This window comes from Beijerinckia sp. L45 (assembly GCF_009765775.1).
Taxonomy (GTDB): domain Bacteria; phylum Pseudomonadota; class Alphaproteobacteria; order Rhizobiales; family Beijerinckiaceae; genus RH-AL1.
The window spans coordinates 13,437-30,633 of sequence record NZ_LMUU01000270.1; the positions used below are offsets into that span (position 1 = coordinate 13,437).

The 17,197-nt window shown below is 65.3% G+C and carries 18 protein-coding genes; 11 read left to right on the forward strand and 7 right to left on the reverse strand.

Annotated features, from left to right (window positions below; translation table 11 throughout):
- The first annotated feature begins 101 nt into the window (after positions 1-101).
- The 3 genes from GSQ79_RS27405 (at position 102) to GSQ79_RS27415 (ending at position 2,979) form a co-directional block, all read left to right on the forward strand.
- On the forward strand, positions 102-734 hold the full coding sequence (locus GSQ79_RS27405; protein ID WP_158811910.1) for a thiamine phosphate synthase: 633 nt from the start codon (positions 102-104) through the stop codon (positions 732-734).
- Complete coding sequence (locus tag GSQ79_RS27410; RefSeq protein ID WP_246725628.1) at positions 731-1,786, forward strand: tetratricopeptide repeat protein; 1,056 nt, start codon at positions 731-733, stop codon at positions 1,784-1,786. The genes GSQ79_RS27405 and GSQ79_RS27410 overlap by 4 nt, the downstream gene beginning before the upstream one ends.
- Before the next feature lie 101 nt (positions 1,787-1,887).
- Positions 1,888-2,979: an AbrB family transcriptional regulator gene (locus GSQ79_RS27415; protein WP_158811911.1), complete on the forward strand. Its 1,092-nt coding sequence runs from the start codon at positions 1,888-1,890 to the stop codon at positions 2,977-2,979.
- A gap of 75 nt (positions 2,980-3,054) precedes the next feature.
- On the opposite strand, the gene GSQ79_RS27420 is transcribed toward GSQ79_RS27415, so the two are convergent.
- On the reverse strand, positions 3,055-3,531 hold the full coding sequence (locus tag GSQ79_RS27420; RefSeq protein WP_158811912.1) for a MarR family winged helix-turn-helix transcriptional regulator: 477 nt from the start codon (positions 3,529-3,531) through the stop codon (positions 3,055-3,057).
- Positions 3,532-3,620: 89 nt separating this feature from the next.
- On the opposite strand from GSQ79_RS27420, the gene GSQ79_RS27425 reads away from it, so the two are divergent.
- Entirely contained in the window at positions 3,621-3,992 is a 372-nt protein-coding gene (locus tag GSQ79_RS27425; protein WP_158811913.1) for an antibiotic biosynthesis monooxygenase, read from the forward strand.
- A gap of 9 nt (positions 3,993-4,001) precedes the next feature.
- Here GSQ79_RS27425 and dnaJ read toward each other — a convergent pair whose 3' ends face one another.
- Entirely contained in the window at positions 4,002-5,147 is a 1,146-nt protein-coding gene (gene dnaJ / locus GSQ79_RS27430; RefSeq protein WP_158811914.1) for a molecular chaperone DnaJ, read from the reverse strand.
- A 213-nt stretch (positions 5,148-5,360) separates the two neighbouring features.
- Positions 5,361-7,280, reverse strand: a complete 1,920-nt coding sequence (gene dnaK / locus GSQ79_RS27435) for a molecular chaperone DnaK (RefSeq protein WP_158811915.1) — start codon at positions 7,278-7,280, stop codon at positions 5,361-5,363.
- A 308-nt stretch (positions 7,281-7,588) separates the two neighbouring features.
- On the opposite strand from dnaK, the gene GSQ79_RS27440 reads away from it, so the two are divergent.
- The 3 genes from GSQ79_RS27440 to GSQ79_RS27450 all read left to right on the forward strand — a co-directional run bounded on the left by GSQ79_RS27440 (position 7,589) and on the right by GSQ79_RS27450 (position 10,015).
- Positions 7,589-8,530, forward strand: a complete 942-nt coding sequence (locus GSQ79_RS27440; protein WP_158811916.1) for a hypothetical protein — start codon at positions 7,589-7,591, stop codon at positions 8,528-8,530.
- A 17-nt stretch (positions 8,531-8,547) separates the two neighbouring features.
- Positions 8,548-9,231 (forward strand): DUF4142 domain-containing protein, encoded by a 684-nt coding sequence (locus GSQ79_RS27445; protein ID WP_158811917.1) that lies wholly within the window; start codon positions 8,548-8,550, stop codon positions 9,229-9,231.
- A 115-nt stretch (positions 9,232-9,346) separates the two neighbouring features.
- Positions 9,347-10,015, forward strand: coding sequence for a DUF4142 domain-containing protein (locus GSQ79_RS27450; protein WP_158811918.1), 669 nt, complete (start codon positions 9,347-9,349; stop codon positions 10,013-10,015).
- Positions 10,016-10,158: 143 nt separating this feature from the next.
- Here the strand turns inward: GSQ79_RS27450 and GSQ79_RS27455 are convergent, their stop codons facing one another.
- Positions 10,159-10,710: a DUF2244 domain-containing protein gene (locus GSQ79_RS27455; protein WP_246725629.1), complete on the reverse strand. Its 552-nt coding sequence runs from the start codon at positions 10,708-10,710 to the stop codon at positions 10,159-10,161.
- A gap of 22 nt (positions 10,711-10,732) precedes the next feature.
- Between GSQ79_RS27455 and nth the strand changes: the two genes are divergently transcribed.
- Together nth and GSQ79_RS27465 are read left to right on the forward strand one after the other, a co-directional pair.
- Positions 10,733-11,509, forward strand: a complete 777-nt coding sequence (nth, locus tag GSQ79_RS27460; protein ID WP_174243285.1) for an endonuclease III — start codon at positions 10,733-10,735, stop codon at positions 11,507-11,509.
- Between the two features lie 94 nt (positions 11,510-11,603).
- Complete coding sequence (locus tag GSQ79_RS27465) at positions 11,604-11,807, forward strand: general stress protein (RefSeq protein WP_210253238.1); 204 nt, start codon at positions 11,604-11,606, stop codon at positions 11,805-11,807.
- 52 nt (positions 11,808-11,859) lie between these two features.
- On the opposite strand, the gene GSQ79_RS27470 is transcribed toward GSQ79_RS27465, so the two are convergent.
- From GSQ79_RS27470 to GSQ79_RS27480, 3 genes are all read right to left on the reverse strand, one after another.
- A complete protein-coding gene (locus GSQ79_RS27470; RefSeq protein ID WP_158811921.1) occupies positions 11,860-12,141 on the reverse strand; it encodes a general stress protein in 282 nt (93 codons plus the stop codon).
- A gap of 100 nt (positions 12,142-12,241) precedes the next feature.
- Positions 12,242-13,543 carry an MFS transporter gene (locus GSQ79_RS27475; protein ID WP_158811922.1) on the reverse strand — a complete coding sequence of 434 codons (1,302 nt, stop codon included), beginning with the start codon at positions 13,541-13,543 and terminating at the stop codon, positions 12,242-12,244.
- 107 nt (positions 13,544-13,650) lie between these two features.
- Positions 13,651-14,985, reverse strand: a complete 1,335-nt coding sequence (locus tag GSQ79_RS27480; RefSeq protein WP_158811923.1) for a UDP-glucose/GDP-mannose dehydrogenase family protein — start codon at positions 14,983-14,985, stop codon at positions 13,651-13,653.
- A 179-nt stretch (positions 14,986-15,164) separates the two neighbouring features.
- Between GSQ79_RS27480 and GSQ79_RS27485 the strand changes: the two genes are divergently transcribed.
- Entirely contained in the window at positions 15,165-16,277 is a 1,113-nt protein-coding gene (locus GSQ79_RS27485; RefSeq protein ID WP_158811924.1) for an acyltransferase, read from the forward strand.
- Between the two features lie 129 nt (positions 16,278-16,406).
- Positions 16,407-17,066, forward strand: a complete 660-nt coding sequence (locus GSQ79_RS27490) for a L,D-transpeptidase (protein ID WP_158811925.1) — start codon at positions 16,407-16,409, stop codon at positions 17,064-17,066.
- The last annotated feature ends 131 nt before the right edge of the window (positions 17,067-17,197 follow it).

Below are 17,197 nucleotides of genomic sequence, written 5' to 3' on the forward strand. Positions count from 1 at the left end.
GCGCGCTCTTCGCTTTTTTACGATATGCGCAATCTCGTCAGCGGGCGTGACGCTTTGCTGGTAGCGCTATGCCCATGGTCTCTCGCCGAAACGAAACGCGCATGTCCGACGAAGCGCCCCGCCTGTTCCTCATCACGCCGCCGCTGGCCGAAGCCTCGAGCTTTGTGCCGTTGCTCGAGGCGGCGCTCGCTGCGGGCGATGTCGCATGCCTTCTGGTGCGCACCAGCACGCGCGACGAGGGTCAGATCAAAGCGATCTTCAAGATTTTGGCCCCGATCGCCCAGGCGGGTGGCACCGCCTGCCTCGTCGAGCACGAGTCGCGCATCGCCGCACGCGCGGATGCCGATGGCGTTCACATGGCCGGCGTCGGCCCCGAGCTTGAAGAGGCCATCGTGGCGATGCGGCCGGATCGCATCGTCGGTGTCGGGGGCTTGAACGGCCGCGACGCGGCGATGGAGGCGGGCGAAGCCGGCGTCGATTACCTGATGTTCGGTGGCCCCGACGATCCCGAGACCCACGAGAGCATCCGCGAGCGGGTCCAATGGTGGGCCGAGATCTTCAACATCCCTTGCGTCGGCTATGTCAGCGATCCCTCCCTCGCCGGCGACATGGCCCTGGCCGGCGCCGAGTTCATCGCCCTCTGCGACGGTCTCTGGGACACACCCGAGGCGACCGCCGCGACGGTAGCCAGCGTCACCCGCGCCATCGCACTCGTTGGCGAGACCGTGCGTTGACGGCGCGGCCGAAGCTTTGCGGACTGGCGGCCGCGGCGACGCTCTTGGCCGCCGCAATGCTTCACCCGGTGGCCGCGCAGCAGTTCGTCCCGACGAGCCCCTCTGCCTTCGGGCAGCCGGCTCTCCAGTCGTTTACGGCGCCGCCGACCAAAGGGGACGCCGACCTGATGCCGCCGAGCAGCATGCCGGACGCTACCGCCGCCGATCCCAAGAACCCGAACGCGGATCTGGCATTCGGCGCCTACCAGCGCGGCTTCTACGCGACGGCGATGCGCGAGGCGGTGAAGCGCGTCGGCAAGAACAAGAGTGACGGGCCGGCGATGACCCTCGTGGGTGAACTTTACGCCCAGGGTTTGGGCGTCAAGATGGACCCAGCCGAAGCCGCGCGCTGGTACAAGCTGGCGGCCGATGCCGGCGATCCGCAGGCCATGTATGAGCTCGGCGTGGCGACGATGAAGGGCACTGGCGTTCCGCAGGATCGCGCCAGCGCCAAAAACCTGTTCGAACAGGCGGCGGCGAAGAACCATGCCGGCGCTCTGTTCAACCTCGGGATCATCGCCCTGCAAGGCAACGGCGTGGTGCAGGATTTCAAGACTGCGGCGACGTTCTTCACCCGCGCCAGCGACATCGGCAACAACGAGGCGGATTATGCGCTGGCGGTCATGTACCGCAACGGCAACGGCGTGGAGCAGGATTCCGCCAAGGCCGCCGGCCTGATGAAGCGCGCGGCCAACGACGACAATATCGCGGCCATGGTCGAATACGGCATCATGCTGTTCAACGGCATCGGCGTGGAGCGCGACGAAGCCGGTGCCGCCCGCTACTTCCTCAAGGCGGCCGGCCGCAACAACCCCGTCGCCCAGAACCGGGCCGCCCGCCTCCTGGTGCTCGGCCGCGGCGTCAAGCAGGACGTGATCGAAGGCATGAAGTGGCACATTCTTGCCCGCTCGGCCGGCCTGAAGGACGAGTGGCTCGACAGCCAGCTCAATCTCCTGACGCCATGGCAGCGCAACGCGGTGGATGCGGCAGTCAAGCAGTATGTGGGAAGCTGAGGCCCGCCAAGCGCGTGGCTCTTTTCACCGCTTGGTGAGCAAACGGGCGCAAGTCTAAGACAGGGCCGATACGGCCTCCTCTGACGGACCCGATGCTCGAAATGTCTGTTCCTTTGCCGTCCAAGAGTCGGACCGCATTCCATTGGTCGATCCTGATCCTGCTATCCGCAGTGATGGTCGGCGTCCTCGAATTGCTGCGCATGCCGGCCGCGTTGCTACTGGCGCCGATGGCCGCCGCGGTCATCATCTCGACCCGAGGGATCGCGATCAAGGTCCCGCGCCACGCGTTCTTTGCCGCGCAGTCCGTCGTTGGGTGTCTGATCGCCCATAGCATCACCCCGTCGACGCTCGGCACCGTGGCGGCGCGCTGGCCGATGTTTTTCGGGACCATTTTTGCGGTGCTCATCGCCAGCTGTTTCTGCGGCTGGCTCTTGGCCCGTTTCCAGGTTCTTCCCGGTTCCGTCGCGGTCTGGGGTTCCGCACCCGGGGCCGCGAGCGCGATGACGGTTCTGGCCGGCGCGCATGGGGCCGACATGCGGCTCGTCGCCTTCATGCAGTATCTGCGCGTCGTCTTCGTCGCGCTGGCGGCGGCGCTGGTCTCCGGCCTATGGGCCGGTTCGTCCGGGCCGCCCGCCCATGCGATGGAGTGGTTCCCCGATCTCGCCTGGAAGGACGTGGCGGCCACACTGGCGCTGGCGGCGATCGCCGGAACGGGGGGACGTCTCCTGAAGATACCCGCGGGCGGACTGCTGGGGCCGCTGATCGCCGGCGCCATCCTGCAGGGAAGCGGGATCATGACGATTACGCTGCCGCCATGGTTCCTCGCCGTGAGCTACGCCATCATTGGCTGGAACATCGGGACCCGCTTCACGCGCGAAATCCTGACCTATGTTGCCGGTGCGCTCCCGCGCGTCGCGTTGGCGATCGTCGCGCAGATCGGCTTCTGCGTGGGGGTCGCCTCTCTGCTGACGCGGTTTGCCGGCATCGATCCCTTGAGCGCCTACCTGGCGACCAGCCCCGGCGGCGCGGATTCGATCGCCATCATCGCGGCGTCGAGCCACGTCGACCTGTCCTTCGTGATGGCGATGCAGACACTGCGGCTGTTTCTGGTGCTGCTGGTCAGTCCGTCACTGGCGCGTCTCGTCGCGCGCCAGATCGACAAGGTCATCAAGCCCGCGACCGCGGCCCCCTGATCCGAGCCGCCTAGCGTCAAATCACCATCAGCCCGACCGCGCGCGTGGCTGTCGAGGGTGGCGTCTTGCGTCGCTTCACGTGTCGGCGCTGTCGTCTGCCGCGTTCATCTCCGCCAGCCTGGCACGCAGGACATCCAAGACGCGAAGGGCGGTCGTCAATTCATCCGCCGAAAGGTCATGGGCCAACGCGTCGGCGGCGGGGTTCCAAACGTCGATCGCGTTGGCGTAGGCGCGCTTCCCCGCTTCCGTCAGCACCACGAGTTGCGCCCGCCTATGGTGTGGGTTGGTCTCGAACGTCACCAGAGCATCCTTCGCGAGGTCGTTCACGATCCGCTGGATGTTCTGGCGATTGGCGCCGAGATCACGGGCGAGCCACGCCACCGGGCGCGGTCGGTCGGCATAAGCGATGGCCCCGATCACCTGCCAACGCGCACTCGTGAGACCAAAGGGCCGGACCAGCCTGTCGCCCCAGACGAGGGTCGCGTTGTTGGCCCGAAACAGCGAGAGGATGAGATCGGTCAGGATCTCTGCCGACGGCGTTCTGGGAGGCATGCAGGGTCGCTCCTATTGACACCATGATGTCAAATTTCTGTATTGTCATCATGATGCCAATTCGGCTCATAGATGACAAGGAGACTCGGATGCCCAAATTCGTGGAAATGAATGCGCATGTCGCGCTCGCCGACCAACTCCGCGACGCGGGGACTGGCCCGGTCGTGTTGATCAACACGTTCACCGTCCAGCCCGCCAACGCGGATGCGCTGCTGGAAGCCTGGAGTCGCGATGCGGGTCTTATGAAGCGCCAGCCCGGGTTCATTTCAACCCAGCTTCACCGCGGCATCGCCGGAAGCGGGACTTTCCTGAACTATGCGATCTGGCAATCCGTCGCCCACTTCCGGGCTGCTTTCGACAATCCCGAATTCAAGGCAAGGCTCGGGTCCTATTCCGAGAGCACGACGATCAGCCCGCACCTGTTTCGCAAGGTCGAGGTTCCCGGCATCTGCGTGGGTTGAGTTTCGACCCTAGGCGCCGCTCAGGTTCTCGAAGAAGTCCTTCATCTTGGTGAAGAACCCCGAGGCTTCGGGCTGCGTCTTGGTCGAGGATTCCGCTTCGAACTCGGCGAGCAGTTCGCGCTGGCGGCGGGTCAGGTTCTGCGGCGTCTCGACGGTGGCCTGGATGTAGAGGTCGCCGACGTCGCGCGAGCGGAGCACCGGCATGCCCTTGCCGCGGACCTTCACCTGCTTGCCGGACTGCGTGCCCTCGGCGATCTTCACCTTGACCTCGCCGCCATCGACGGTGCGCACCGGGATCTCGCCGCCGATGGCCGCCTGGACCATCGAGATCGGCACGCGGCAGAACAGGTCCGCGCCGTCGCGCTGGAAGAACGGATGCGGCTTGGTCGAGACGAAGATGTAGAGATCGCCCGATGGGCCGCCGCGCGTCCCGGCCTCGCCTTCGCCGGCAAGGCGTATGCGGGTGCCGTCCTCGACGCCGGCCGGGATGTTCACCGACAGCGCGCGCTCGCGGGTGACGCGGCCGGAGCCGGCGCAGGCCGGGCACGGATTGTCGATCATGTCGCCGCGGCCCTGACACTGCGGGCAGGTGCGCTCGATGGCGAAGAAACCCTGCTGCGCGCGGACGCGGCCCTGGCCACCGCACATCGAGCAAACTTTTGGCTTGGCGCCGGGCCGGGCGCCGCTGCCGCTGCACGGCTCGCAGGAGACGCTGGTCGGCAGCTTGAGGCTCGCGGTCTTGCCCTTGAAAGCGTCCTCGAGCGTGATTTCCATGTTGTAGCGAAGGTCCGAGCCACGGCCCGGGCCGCCCTGACGAGCGCCCCCGGCCTGGCCACCGCGCCGGCCCATCATGTCGCCGAAGAGATCGTCGAAGATATCGGCCATCGACGAGCCGAACCCGTCGGCCGCGCCACCGCCGCCGCCGCCATGCTCGAAAGCGGCATGGCCGAATCGGTCGTAGGCCGAGCGTTTCTGGCCGTCGGTCAGGGTCTGATAGGCCTCGTTCAGTTCCTTGAACTTGACTTCGGCCTCGGCATTCCCGGGATTGCGGTCGGGATGATATTGCATTGCCGCCTTGCGGAAGGCTGTCTTCATTTCCCCGTCCGTGGCGGTGCGCGACACGCCAAGAACTTCATAGAAACAGGTCTTCGCCATCTGAATTCGTTCCCGCGAGACACCCGGCGGCTTCAGCGGCACGCGGGCATACGCCAGTCTTAGAGTGATCGAAACTTGGGGCGTGCGAGGCGCGCGAACCGATTGTGTCCCATCGCCATCAACACGTCATGTCGACAATGACATCAAATCGTGCGGACGGAAAATAGAGAAAGAGGGGCCCGCATTGCTGCAAGCCCCTCGTTCTGCCGTGGATCAGGCCGACTTCTTGTGGTCGTCCGGGCCGACTTCCTTGAAGTCCGCATCGATGACGTCGTCCTTGGCGTCATCATGGGCCTCGTGAGCCTCACCCGGTGCGCCGCCTTCGGCACCCTGGGCCTTGTACATCGCCTCGCCGAGCTTCATCGAAGCCTGAACGAGATCGTTGGTCTTGGTCTTGATCGCCTCCGCGTCCTCGCCTTCGAGAGCGGTGCGAAGTGCCGCGATGGCGCCTTCGATCGCGGTCTTGTCCGCGGCCGGAACCTTGTCGCCGTACTCGACCTGCGACTTTTCCGCCGAGTGGATCATCGCTTCGGCCTGGTTCTTCACGTCGACCAGCTCGCGACGCTCCTTGTCCTCGGACGCATGTTCCTCGGCGTCCTTCACCATCTTGTTGATGTCGGCGTCGCTGAGGCCGCCCGAGGCCTGGATGCGGATCTGCTGCTCCTTGTTCGTCGCCTTGTCCTTTGCCGTCACGTTGACGATGCCGTTGGCGTCGATGTCGAAGGTGACTTCGATCTGCGGTACGCCGCGCGGCGCTGAGGGCAGGCCGACGAGGTCGAATTGGCCGAGGATCTTGTTGTCCTGCGCCATCTCACGCTCGCCTTGGAAGACCCGGATGGTGACGGCGGTCTGATTGTCTTCAGCCGTCGAGAACACCTGGCTCTTCTTGGTCGGGATCGTGGTGTTGCGATCGATCAGGCGGGTGAACACGCCGCCGAGGGTTTCGATACCCAGGGAAAGCGGAGTCACGTCGAGCAGCAGCACGTCCTTGACGTCGCCTTGCAGCACGCCGGCCTGGACCGCCGCGCCGATCGCCACGACCTCGTCGGGGTTGACGCCCTTATGGGGCTCCTTGCCGAAGAACGACTTCACGATCTCCTGGACCTTCGGCATGCGGGTCATGCCGCCGACCAGCACCACTTCGTCGATCTCGGCGGCGGTCAGGCCGGCGTCCTTGATCGCCTTCTTGCAGGGCTCGACCGTGCGCTGGATCAGGTCGTCGACCAGAGCCTCGAACTTCGAACGGGTCAGCTTCAGCGTCAGATGCTTCGGGCCCGAAGCGTCTGCCGTGATGTAGGGCAGGTTGATGTCGGTCTGGCTCGCCGAGGACAGCTCGATCTTGGCCTTTTCCGCCGCCTCTTTCAGACGCTGCAAAGCCAGCTTGTCCTTCTTGAGGTCGATGCCGTTCTCTTTCTTGAACTCGTCCGCGAAGTACTCGACGAGACGGTTGTCGAAATCCTCGCCGCCCAAGAACGTGTCGCCGTTGGTCGACTTCACCTCGAACACGCCGTCGCCGATCTCGAGAATCGAGACGTCGAAGGTGCCGCCGCCGAGATCGTAGACGGCGATGACGCCCGAACCCTTCTTGTCCAGGCCGTAGGCAAGCGCCGCCGCAGTCGGTTCGTTGATGATGCGCAGAACTTCCAGGCCGGCGATCTTGCCGGCGTCCTTGGTGGCCTGACGCTGGGCGTCGTTGAAGTAGGCCGGAACCGTGATGACGGCCTGGGTCACCGTCTGGCCGAGGTGCGCCTCGGCGGTCTCTTTCATCTTCTGCAGGATGAAGGCAGAGATCTGCGAGGGCGAATAGGGCTTGCCGTCGGCTTCCACCCACGCGTCGCCGTTCTTGGCCTTGGCGATCTTGTAGGGGACGAGGCCGATGTCCTTCTTGGTCATCGGATCGTCGAAGGTGCGGCCGATCAGTCGCTTGATCGCAAAAAACGTGCGTTCCGGATTGGTCACGCCTTGACGCTTGGCGGGCTGACCCACAAGCCTTTCACCATCGTCGGTGAAGGCGACGATGGACGGCGTCGTCCGGGCGCCTTCGGCATTCTCGATGACCTTCGGCGTCGAGCCTTCCATGACGGCGACGCAAGAATTCGTGGTCCCAAGATCGATGCCAATTACTTTAGCCATGTCTTATTATTCCTTTCGTGTCGCAAGACCGTCGGACCCCGAAGCGATCCAACTTGTGGGCGGACACGTCGCGCGCCCGGTCCCCGATGAGGTTCAGATTGGGATTGCTGTTTATGACTGCAAGACCGCCCGTATATAAGAGAGCGGTTTGAGCGCGCAAGCCGATGGAGTGAGGTTGTAAAATCCGTTTTCGAGGCGCCGTCCACGACCCAGGGGGCGCTTCCGGCAACGGGTGGGACTGAGCGGCACGAACCCAGCACAATCGCCGGAGCCGCAAACGATTGATCGGTGTTACCAATGCGCCTGCGATGATGCGATTTGCAAAGACTATGTTCGAGCCTGGCCTCTGGGGCAAGCTCGCGACGCTTGCCCTGCTGCTCGGGCCCGTCGGCGCGCAGGCCCAGATGATGCTGCCGGGTGCGATGAACGGCGCCGCGCCGGATCAGCCGCCCAGAACGTCGGGGGCGCCGACCGAATCGAAGACGCCTGCCAAGCCGATCAGCGTCAAACCGCCGGGCGAGGACGCCATTCTCGGCCGCCTGCTGAGCTTCGACGGGGCCAAAGGGAGCATGCAGTTCGACCGCTCCGCGAGAGGCGTCACCTTGACCAAGTTGACCTTGCCTGGTGAACGCCTGTCCAAGCCCAGCGAAGCCTGCCAAGTGGATATCGTGGCGGAACAGCCGATCGTCGCCGCCGATCTCGGCCGGCCGGCCGGCGCGCTGCGTTGGAGCGTCGCGGTGGAAGCCTGCCCCTTCACCGTCGACGTTCTCGATGGCGCAGCCCTGGTCTCGAGCGCACAGCCGACCTGCGATTTCGTCGCCGCCGACTGCCGGGTCAGCCCGATCGGCCTCTGGGGGCCGTCGGGTGATGCGATTTCGCCGCAGCGAATCAAGGACCTGGAGCACGAGCGCGTCCGTGCGGAGACGACGATGCGCGCCAACTTTCGAGTCCTTCTGCATCGGGCGGGCAAAGACCGCGCGGCCGTCAAGGCGATCGCCGGCGAGCAGGCGGCGTTCTCCTCGCAGCGCGAGATGACCTGCCGCGACTATGCCCGCGAGTCGGTCCATGGCTTCTGCAGCGCCCAGATCACGGAAGCGCGCTCGTTGGCGATCCTCGCCAAATTCGCCGACGAGGCGCCGACCGACATGCCGAAAAAGCACGCCGCCGCGAAAAAGCCGCCGCCGCACCCGAAAGCAGCGAAAGCGCCGGAGCCCGTCCCGGGTGCGGCTCTACCGGCGTCTCAGCAATGATCAGGATCGTGTCCCCGATGGCTTCTCGCATTTCGACACAAATAGCGGCCTTGGCCCTCTGCCTGAGCGGCGGCCTCGGGCCGGTGCAGGCGCAATCGCTGCCGCTGGTGTCACCGCAGTATGGTGAGCCGCCGCAGCCGACGGCGATCACGGTGCGTCTGCTCGCCCTCGCCCGCCCCACCGTAGCGTTCCTCGCCCGCTCCAGCGACATCGCGGAGCGCCAGGCCTCGCAGCGGCTCCGCGGCTTTGCCCGGCGCGAGGCACGGGAGCAGAACGCCGCGGAGACCGCGCTCGACGCCGCCGCGACGCCGACGCTCGTCACCGGCGATCCCCTGGATGCGGCCGCCGTCGGCGCCGCGTCGATCGACGAAGGCGCCGAGACGATCCTATCCAAGATGCCACGCCTGCTGCAGACCCCGGGGGCCCGCGCCATCGCGGCCGACCGCGCGATCGCCACGGCCGCACGAGCCGACCTTGGCCAGATGGCAGCCCTGGACGGCCGGACCTTCGACGCGCTCTACGTGGAGACCCAAACCGACGGCCTCCGGCGCCTCATAACGCTCTACCGCGATTACACGCAGAACGGCGACGACGAGACGTTGCGCGCGGTCACGGTCCATGAGCTCCCGCGGGTCATCGCGCGGCTTACCGAGCTCGGGCATTCCTACGGGGCACGGGCTGTAGCTAAAGCTGAGCGATAACAGCGGCATTGCGTCGGCACATGCCGTCGATCCCGGAACAAAGGTACGGGCTTTTCGGTTAACGGGGGCGCCGCAGCAGAGATGCGGCCCAACTTTCTACGAAAGGATCAGCCCCATGAAGATCAAGTCCAAGCTGGCAACCCTGTTCGCCGTGAGTTCATGCGTTCTGGCCGGCGTCGCCGCTCCCGCGATGGCCGCATCGCCGATGAGCAATGCCTTCGTCGCCAATGCTCGTGCCAATGTCGATTTTCTCGATAGTTCGAGCCGACTGGCGTTGGCGCAGTCGTCCAGCGCCCGCATCCGGGCCTTCGCCCACCGCGAGGCGCGTGAGGAAACCATCGCCAGCAATTCGCTCGTCGCGTTCGCTTCGACGAACGGGCAGATCGTGGTCGGGCAGACCTTGGTCGACGGCCCCATGGGTCCGGTCGTCGGCGTCGCCGTCCTCCCGCTCGACGTCGCGAGCAACGTCACGACGAGTGTCGGCAACAATGTCGACGCCGTTCTGAGCGGCCGGTCCGTGGCGATCGACGATCCGCTGACGCCGCGGCTGGCGGCGCCGCAGCCCTATCTGCCGGCCAGCGCCGCCGACCTCGATCGCCTTCGTGGCTTGCAGGGCCGCGAATTCGATGCGCTGTATCGCTCGACGCAGCGCGACGCCCTGATGCAACTGGCAACTCTTTACCGCGATTATCTGCAGAACGGCGACGACGAGGCGCTCCGGGCGTTGGCCCGTAGCGAACTCCCGAAAATAAACCGGGACCTCCGGGAACTCTCTTCCGTCTGAGCTATTGTCTCTACATGCGGACGGTTGATCCCCCCAAGATCGTTCGCTTATACAAGACGGCCGCTCCTGCCCCCCGGAGCGGCCGTTTTCGCATTTTACCTCTGTGTATTTTTGACCTCTGCGCGTGCGCTGAAGCCTCGTTCTCAGGAAAAGCGCGGTCCCTGTCGCGCCTGCGACAAGGCGCTGGTCAAGTTCGACGCAAAACTCGCCTTCTCGTCGGGCCCCAGAAACCGTGCGACCTCGACGCTGCGTCCGCGCGAGTGCAGCGACAGGCGCTGCAGGCCGAACTCCTCGTGTTCCTGTCGATCGAGCCGCACCCAAGCGGGATGAAACCGCCATTCCGAGCGCTCGCCCGTCGGGGTCACCTTGGCGAGCAGCAACTCCAGCGGCGTCACCAGAATATCCTCATAAGCCCGCGCCGATCTGAAGCTGGCCCGGAAGGCCAGGTAGAGGATCGCCACGTCGAGGCCGACGAAGCCGGCGACCGGCCAGGCCCCGAGCAAAACGAAAGGGATCGCTGAGGCCAGGCTGACGGCCGTGAAGCCGGTCATCAGGGCGCGAAAACCGCGGCGGCTCAGCGATCGATGCGGGACGATGCGGGCTTCGAACAGGCGTTCCTGCGCCGGATCCGGGCCGACCGAACCATTGGGACCGAATTCGCCGACCAGGGCCATCACCGTCTTCTCCCGAGGCATCGCGCACTCTAATATGAAGCGGATGCGAGACAAACCAATCCAGAAGGCCAGGGCTCCGGCGCAAATCGTCGCGACGGCGGAGGTGGCGGCCGCCGTCCACGCGGATCCCGCCGACAAGACCCCGCCAAAGCCGCCGAAACGCACCGGCCGCGTCCTGACCAAGAGCGAAATCCAAGACGTGTTTCGCCGCTTCCAGGAGGCCGAGCCGGAACCGAAGGGCGAATTGACCTCGCTCAACACCTTCACCTTTCTCGTCGCCGTCGTCCTCTCGGCGCAGGCGACGGACGTCGGCGTCAACAAGGCGACGCCTGCCCTGTTCGCCCTCGCCGACACGCCGGACAAGATGCTCGCACTGGGCGAGGACCGCGTCCGCGACCTCATCAAGACCATCGGGTTGTTCCGCACCAAGGCGAAGAACGTGATCGCGCTGTCGCGGCGTCTGGTCGAGGTCTATGGCGGCGAGGTCCCGGACAATCGCGAGGCGCTGGAGACGCTGCCGGGCGTCGGCCGCAAGACCGCCAACGTGCTGCTGAACAACGCCTATGGCGTCGCGGTGATCGCGGTGGACACCCACCTGTTCCGCGTCTCCAACCGCATTCCGCTGGCCCGGGGCAAAACGCCGCTGGACATCGAACTCGGCCTGGAAAAGGCCGTGCCTGCCGCATTCAAGCAGCATGCGCATCACTGGCTGATTCTGCACGGGCGCTACGTCTGCAAGGCGCGGAAGCCCGCCTGCGGCCGATGCCTGATCGCCGATCTCTGCCGCTGGCCGGACAAGGACCTCACAGCTTTAGCTTAGCAATTCGAAGATGTCGTCACGCCCGCGTGTTTATGAATACTGGAACCACCTCAGCTTGAGCCGGTTAGCCGCTATAATGAATGGAGGCTTAAGTATGGCTGGGAGTGATACACCCAAAACGTCTACGCGCGGATTTGCCTCGATGGATGCGGAGAAGCAGCGGGAGATTGCCAGGAAAGGCGGACGTAGCGTTCCGAACGACAAGCGCAGTTTTTCGCAGAACCATCAACTGGCGTCTGACGCCGGACGCAAGGGCGGTCACTCGTCTCATGGTCGGCGCGACGTCGCAGCGGAATAAACCAAGCGCGGTGACTGACATCGCCGCGCTCTTTTTACTGTATAGACGCCGATCAGGCGTCCGTTTCACTGGCCTTGCGCACCACGCCATGGGAGGCGTGTCCACCCTTTCGGCCAGCCTCCGAAGCCAGAATGTGGTTTTGCGAGAAGCTCCGCTTGGTCGGGTTGACGCTATGTCCGCCTTTGCGGCCGGCCTCGGCAGCGAGCGACGGGTTCTGCGAAAAGCTCCGCTTTTCGTTAGGAACGCTCTCGCCACCCTTGCGCGCGATAGCCCTCTGCTTTTCCGGATCCATCGAAGCGAATCCGCGCGTGGACGGCTTTTTCGCAAATTCCATTGCGCTCACCTATTCGTGACAATTCCGCCCCGACTAGAGAACACGCAGAAAAACACATTGGTTCCCGGCCGCAGCGCTGAAGCTGCGGCCCGATCGTCGCTCAGGATGGCAGGCGGTCGCCGCGGGTTTCCAGCGCGAAGGGAATGAGCAGCAGCCCGATCCCGAAGGCGATAGCTGTGAGGGCGACCGGCGTGCCGATCGTGTGCATCGAAAGGACGAAGGCGCCGAGGGCGAAGTTGACGCCGGCGCCGATGAAACGGCCGACCGAGGTCGCGAAGGCGAAGGCCGTCGCACGCACCCGCGTTTCGTAGAGCTCCGGCAACCAAAGGCTGAAGACCGCGAAATTGCCGCCGCCGAACCCAAGGAAGAACAAGGTGATGATGAACGGCACCAGCCCGTTCTCGAGATAGAAGGCCCAGCCGAAGGCGACAGGAATGGTGATCGCCATGATGACGAAATAGATCGCCAGCGTGCGCTTGCGACCGATCGACTCCGCAAGATGCGGCAGCGTCAGGCAGCCGAGGATCGTCCCGATCGACAGAACGGCGGTGGCGACCGAGACCATCTTCGCCGCCGATGGCGCATCCATCCCGGCCTTCTTCGCCAGCATGTTGACGGCGGCCGGCTCGTAGACCGCGCCGGCCCAGAGGCCGATGATGGCGATGGTCAGCAGTCCCGACATGACGAGGGTCCGCTTGATGTAGCGAGCGGAAAAGATCTCGACGATCGGGCTGTTCTCGCGGATCGCACCCTCGATCTTCTTGAAGATCGCCGGCTCCTTCACTTCCATCAGCGTGTAGAGCGACACGATCACCGGCGCGAGGCCGCAAAGGAACATCGCCCGCCAGCCGTAATGCGCGCCGATGGTGAAGTTCAGGCCGGCAGCGACGAAGAAACCGAAGTAGTAGCCGGTCTGCAGGTAGCCGGCGCCCATCTTGCGACGATCCTCGGGCCAGGCCTCGGCGACATAGGTGCCGGCCATCGCCCACTCGCCGCCGATGCCGATGCCGGCAAGAAAGCGGAACAGGCCGAGTTGCCAGACGCTGTCGGCGAAATAGGCGGCGCCGGTGAAGACCGCGTACATCATGATCGTGCCGGCCAGCACCTTGGTGCGGCCGAACTTGTCGGCGATCGGCCCCCAGATGAAGGAGCAGCCCCAGCCGACGAGGAACACGCCGAACAGGAGCGAGCCATAGGTGCCGATGTTGGCGGGCGTCGCCTGGATGCCGGATTTCGGCAGCAATTCGGTCAAGGCGGGAGCGAGAACGAGGGCGTAGATCACCGAATCCATGCCATCGAGCATCCAGCCGGCCCAGGCGCTCCAGAAGCCGACGATCTGCTGGCGGTTCAGCTTCGTCCTGGTTTTCGTTTGCCCGCCCGCGAGCCCCTCAGCCAATGCCATCGTCCCCACCCCGTATCAGCCAGCTTCGCCGGACCATTTCCCGTGGCCCTAGCATGACGTACGGAAGGTGGGAAGCCAACGACATGGCTTCGGCCGTTCGGCAGGGTCTAAACCAGCGCGGCGACGGGCGTTTCGCGGACTGGCCGCCCGATGCTGGCGTAGGTCAGGCCGTATCGGGTGACCTCTTCCGGCAGGTAGATGTTGCGTAGATCGACCAGCACCGGGCTGGCGAGCAGGGTCTTGATGCGGCGGAGGTCGAGGGCCCGGAACTCGTCCCACTCGGTGACGATGGCGACGGCGTCGGCCCCGGTCACGCATTCATAGGCGTTGGCGGCGAAGGTCATGCCGGGCAGCAGGGGTTTCGCCTGCGCCATGCCTTCTGGGTCATAGCCGCGGACGATCGCGCCGGCATCCTGCAGCGCGGTGACGATGGCGAGCGAGGGCGCTTCGCGCATGTCGTCGGTGTTGGGCTTGAAGGTCAGGCCCAGAATGGCGATCGTCTTGCCGCGCACCGACCCGCCGCAGGCCGCGATGATTTTCCGCCCCATCGCCCGCTTGCGCTGGTCGTTGACGCTGACCACGGTTTCGACGATGCGCAACGGCGCGCCGTGATCCTGCCCGGTCTTGACCAGGGCCAGCGTGTCCTTGGGGAAGCACGAGCCGCCGTAGCCCGGGCCGGCGTGCAGAAACTTGGCCCCGATTCGCTTGTCGAGGCCGATACCGCGCGCGACCTCCTGGACATTGGCGCCGGTCGCCTCGCAGAGGTCGGCGATCTCGTTGATGAAGGTGATCTTGACCGCCAAAAATGCGTTGGCGGCATATTTGATGAGTTCGGAGGTGCGGCGCGAAACGTAGACCATCGGCAGGCTGTTCAGCGACAGCGGCCGATAGATCGCCGCCATCACCATCTTGGCCCGCTCGCTCTCGGCGCCCACCACCACGCGGTCGGGGCGCTTGAAGTCCTCGATCGCCGCGCCCTCGCGTAAAAACTCGGGGTTGGAGACGACGTCGATGGTCACGTCCCGGCGAACCTCGCGGACGATGCGCTCGACCTCGTCGCCGGTGCCGACCGGCACGGTCGATTTGGTGATGACGACCAGCGGCCCGGTGGCGGCGCGGGCGACCTCGGCGGCGGCGGCATAGACGTAGGAGAGATCGGCATGGCCATCGCCATGGCGCGACGGCGTGCCCACCGCGATGAACACGGCTTCGGCATCGGCGATGGACGTCGGCAGATCCGTGGAGAAGCTGAGGCGCGCCTCACGGACATTCTTGTCGACCATCTCCTTCAGGCCCGGTTCGAAGATCGGCATGATCCCGGCCTTCAAGGCGGCAATCTTGCCTTCATCCAGGTCCACGCAGGTCACGGTGTGGCCGAAGTCCGAAAAGCAGGCGCCGGAGACAAGCCCGACATACCCACTGCCAATCATCGCTATGCGCAAAAGCGTAAACTCCACATCCGGTTGGGCGGTGCGCCACGGGTGTTCGCTGTTCGCAAGCGTGCTACCCGAGTTCGCGCGCGAGATAAAGCACGGGCGTACCGTCCGTCTCGTGACACTCGCCTCGGCATTAGCGAAATCTGCACGGTTTTCGTGTCGATTGTGGCGGTGGAGCACCGCCAATGGCCCAGATTCGATCGATCCAGGCTTTGCGCGCCGGCGCTGCCCTCCTTGTCACGCTGGGGCACCTCGAGCATGAGGCGGCCTCGCTGCCGTCTGCCTCGGCGAGCGGTTTCGCGCCGATCCTCGTCGACCTGACCGGCGCCGGTGTCGATCTGTTCTTCGTGATCTCCGGCTTCGTCATGGTCTATGCGTCGCACGACCTGTTCGCGCGGCCCCAGGCCGCGCGGCTGTTCCTGACCCGGCGGATCGCCCGCATCGTGCCGATCTACTGGCTGGTGACGAGCCTGTTTCTCGTCGTAATGGCCGGCTCTCACGTCCTGTCGAGCGCGGCGCCGACGTTCGGCGAGATCGTGAAATCCTACCTCTTCATTCCCTATCTGCCGCAGGGCGGCGACATGATGCAGCCGGTCTACAAGCTCGGCTGGACCTTGAATTACGAGATGTTCTTCTACGTCGTCTTCACCGGCACGCTGGTTCTGCCGCAGCGCGCCGCCGTCGCGGCGATCGCGGCGGCGTTTTCCGCTCTCGTCGCGCTGGGACTCTGGCTGGCCCCGGCGCCTGGGGTGCTCGCCTTCTGGAGCCACCCGATCGTCCTCGAGTTCGTCCTCGGCGCCGTGGTCGCGCTCGCCTACCGGGACGGACTGAGGTTCCCGCCCGTCGCGGCGGGCGGCCTGCTGCTCGCCGGTCTCTGCGGGTTCGCGGCAACGACCCTTCTCGGCCTCGACGCCCATGGCCTCTTGAGACCGCTGCTCTGGGGCTTGCCGGCGGCGCTGATCTTCGTCGGGTCGGTGCTGAGCCTGGCGCGACTGCCGTCGTGGCCCGTCGTCGGCTGGCTCGTCGGCCTCGGCGATGCGTCCTATGCGATCTACCTGCTGCACCCGCTCATCGTCCGGGGCCTGCGAGTCGGATTCGACAAGACACACGCCAGCGACGTGCTGTCGCCGTGGGTCTTCATCGCGCTCGGCCTGACGCTCGTGGTGCCGCTCGCGATGATCGTCCACCGCGGAATCGAGCGGCCGCTGACCCGCCGCCTGTCCAGGCTGTTCGGGGTCCGCCCGACCCATTTGGAAGCCCCGCCGCGGCTGCTCGATGCCGATGCAACCGCAAGGTAAGGCGACCTGTCAGGCCGCATAAACCTTAACGCCAGACTTGGTTTTACAAGACCAGGCCCTCGTGCAATTAAAACGATACTGGTGAAGCGTCGTCACGCTTGCCTCAAATATTTAATTGCGGAGACTTTCATGCGTCGCGTTGCTGTCGTCTGCGCGTTCGTCGCGCCCCTGGCGCTCGCTCTGCCGGCCCAGGCGACGGTCGCCGTGGCGATCGACCTCAGCCATCAGACGATGCATGTGACGTCGTCGACCGGCACCTACGACTGGCCGATTTCCAGCGGTCGTTCGGGCTTTTCGACACCCGGCGGCAGCTATGCGCCCACGCATCTCGAAGCCATGCATTATTCCCACAAGTATCATATGTCGCCGATGCCGCATGCCATCTTCTTCCGTGGCGGCTATGCGATCCACGGGACCTATGCCAGCAGCTCGTTGGGCTCGCCCGCGTCGCACGGCTGCGTCCGTCTCTCGCCCGGCAATGCGGCGCACCTCTACGCGATGGTCAAGGCCGAGGGCGCGCAGATCGCCATCAGCGGGACGCCGCCGCAGGGCGCCACGCGCTACGCCGCGCGCCCGCGGCACCTCGCGCGATCCGAAGCGGTGAGTGAACCGAACTACGGCTACGATCAGGACGCGGACGAAGCGCCTATCCGGCGCGCCCGGGATCCAAACCCCTACGCCGCCTATGGCTATTGTTACGTGGGAACGACGGAGGGTCACAGGGTCTACCAGGCGGCTCCAGGCTACGGATATGCGCCCGCAGCGGCGGGCCTCGGCTTCCCGGACTGAGTCCGTCGGCTTGAATCCACTCTGTGGCACGAAGGCCGCGCGCGCCTGCAAAGTGCCACCCGCGCGCGCTTTCCTGTTTACCGACTCGCCGCGCGATGAGAGGGCTAGAGGGATTTCAAACCAAGGCCGCT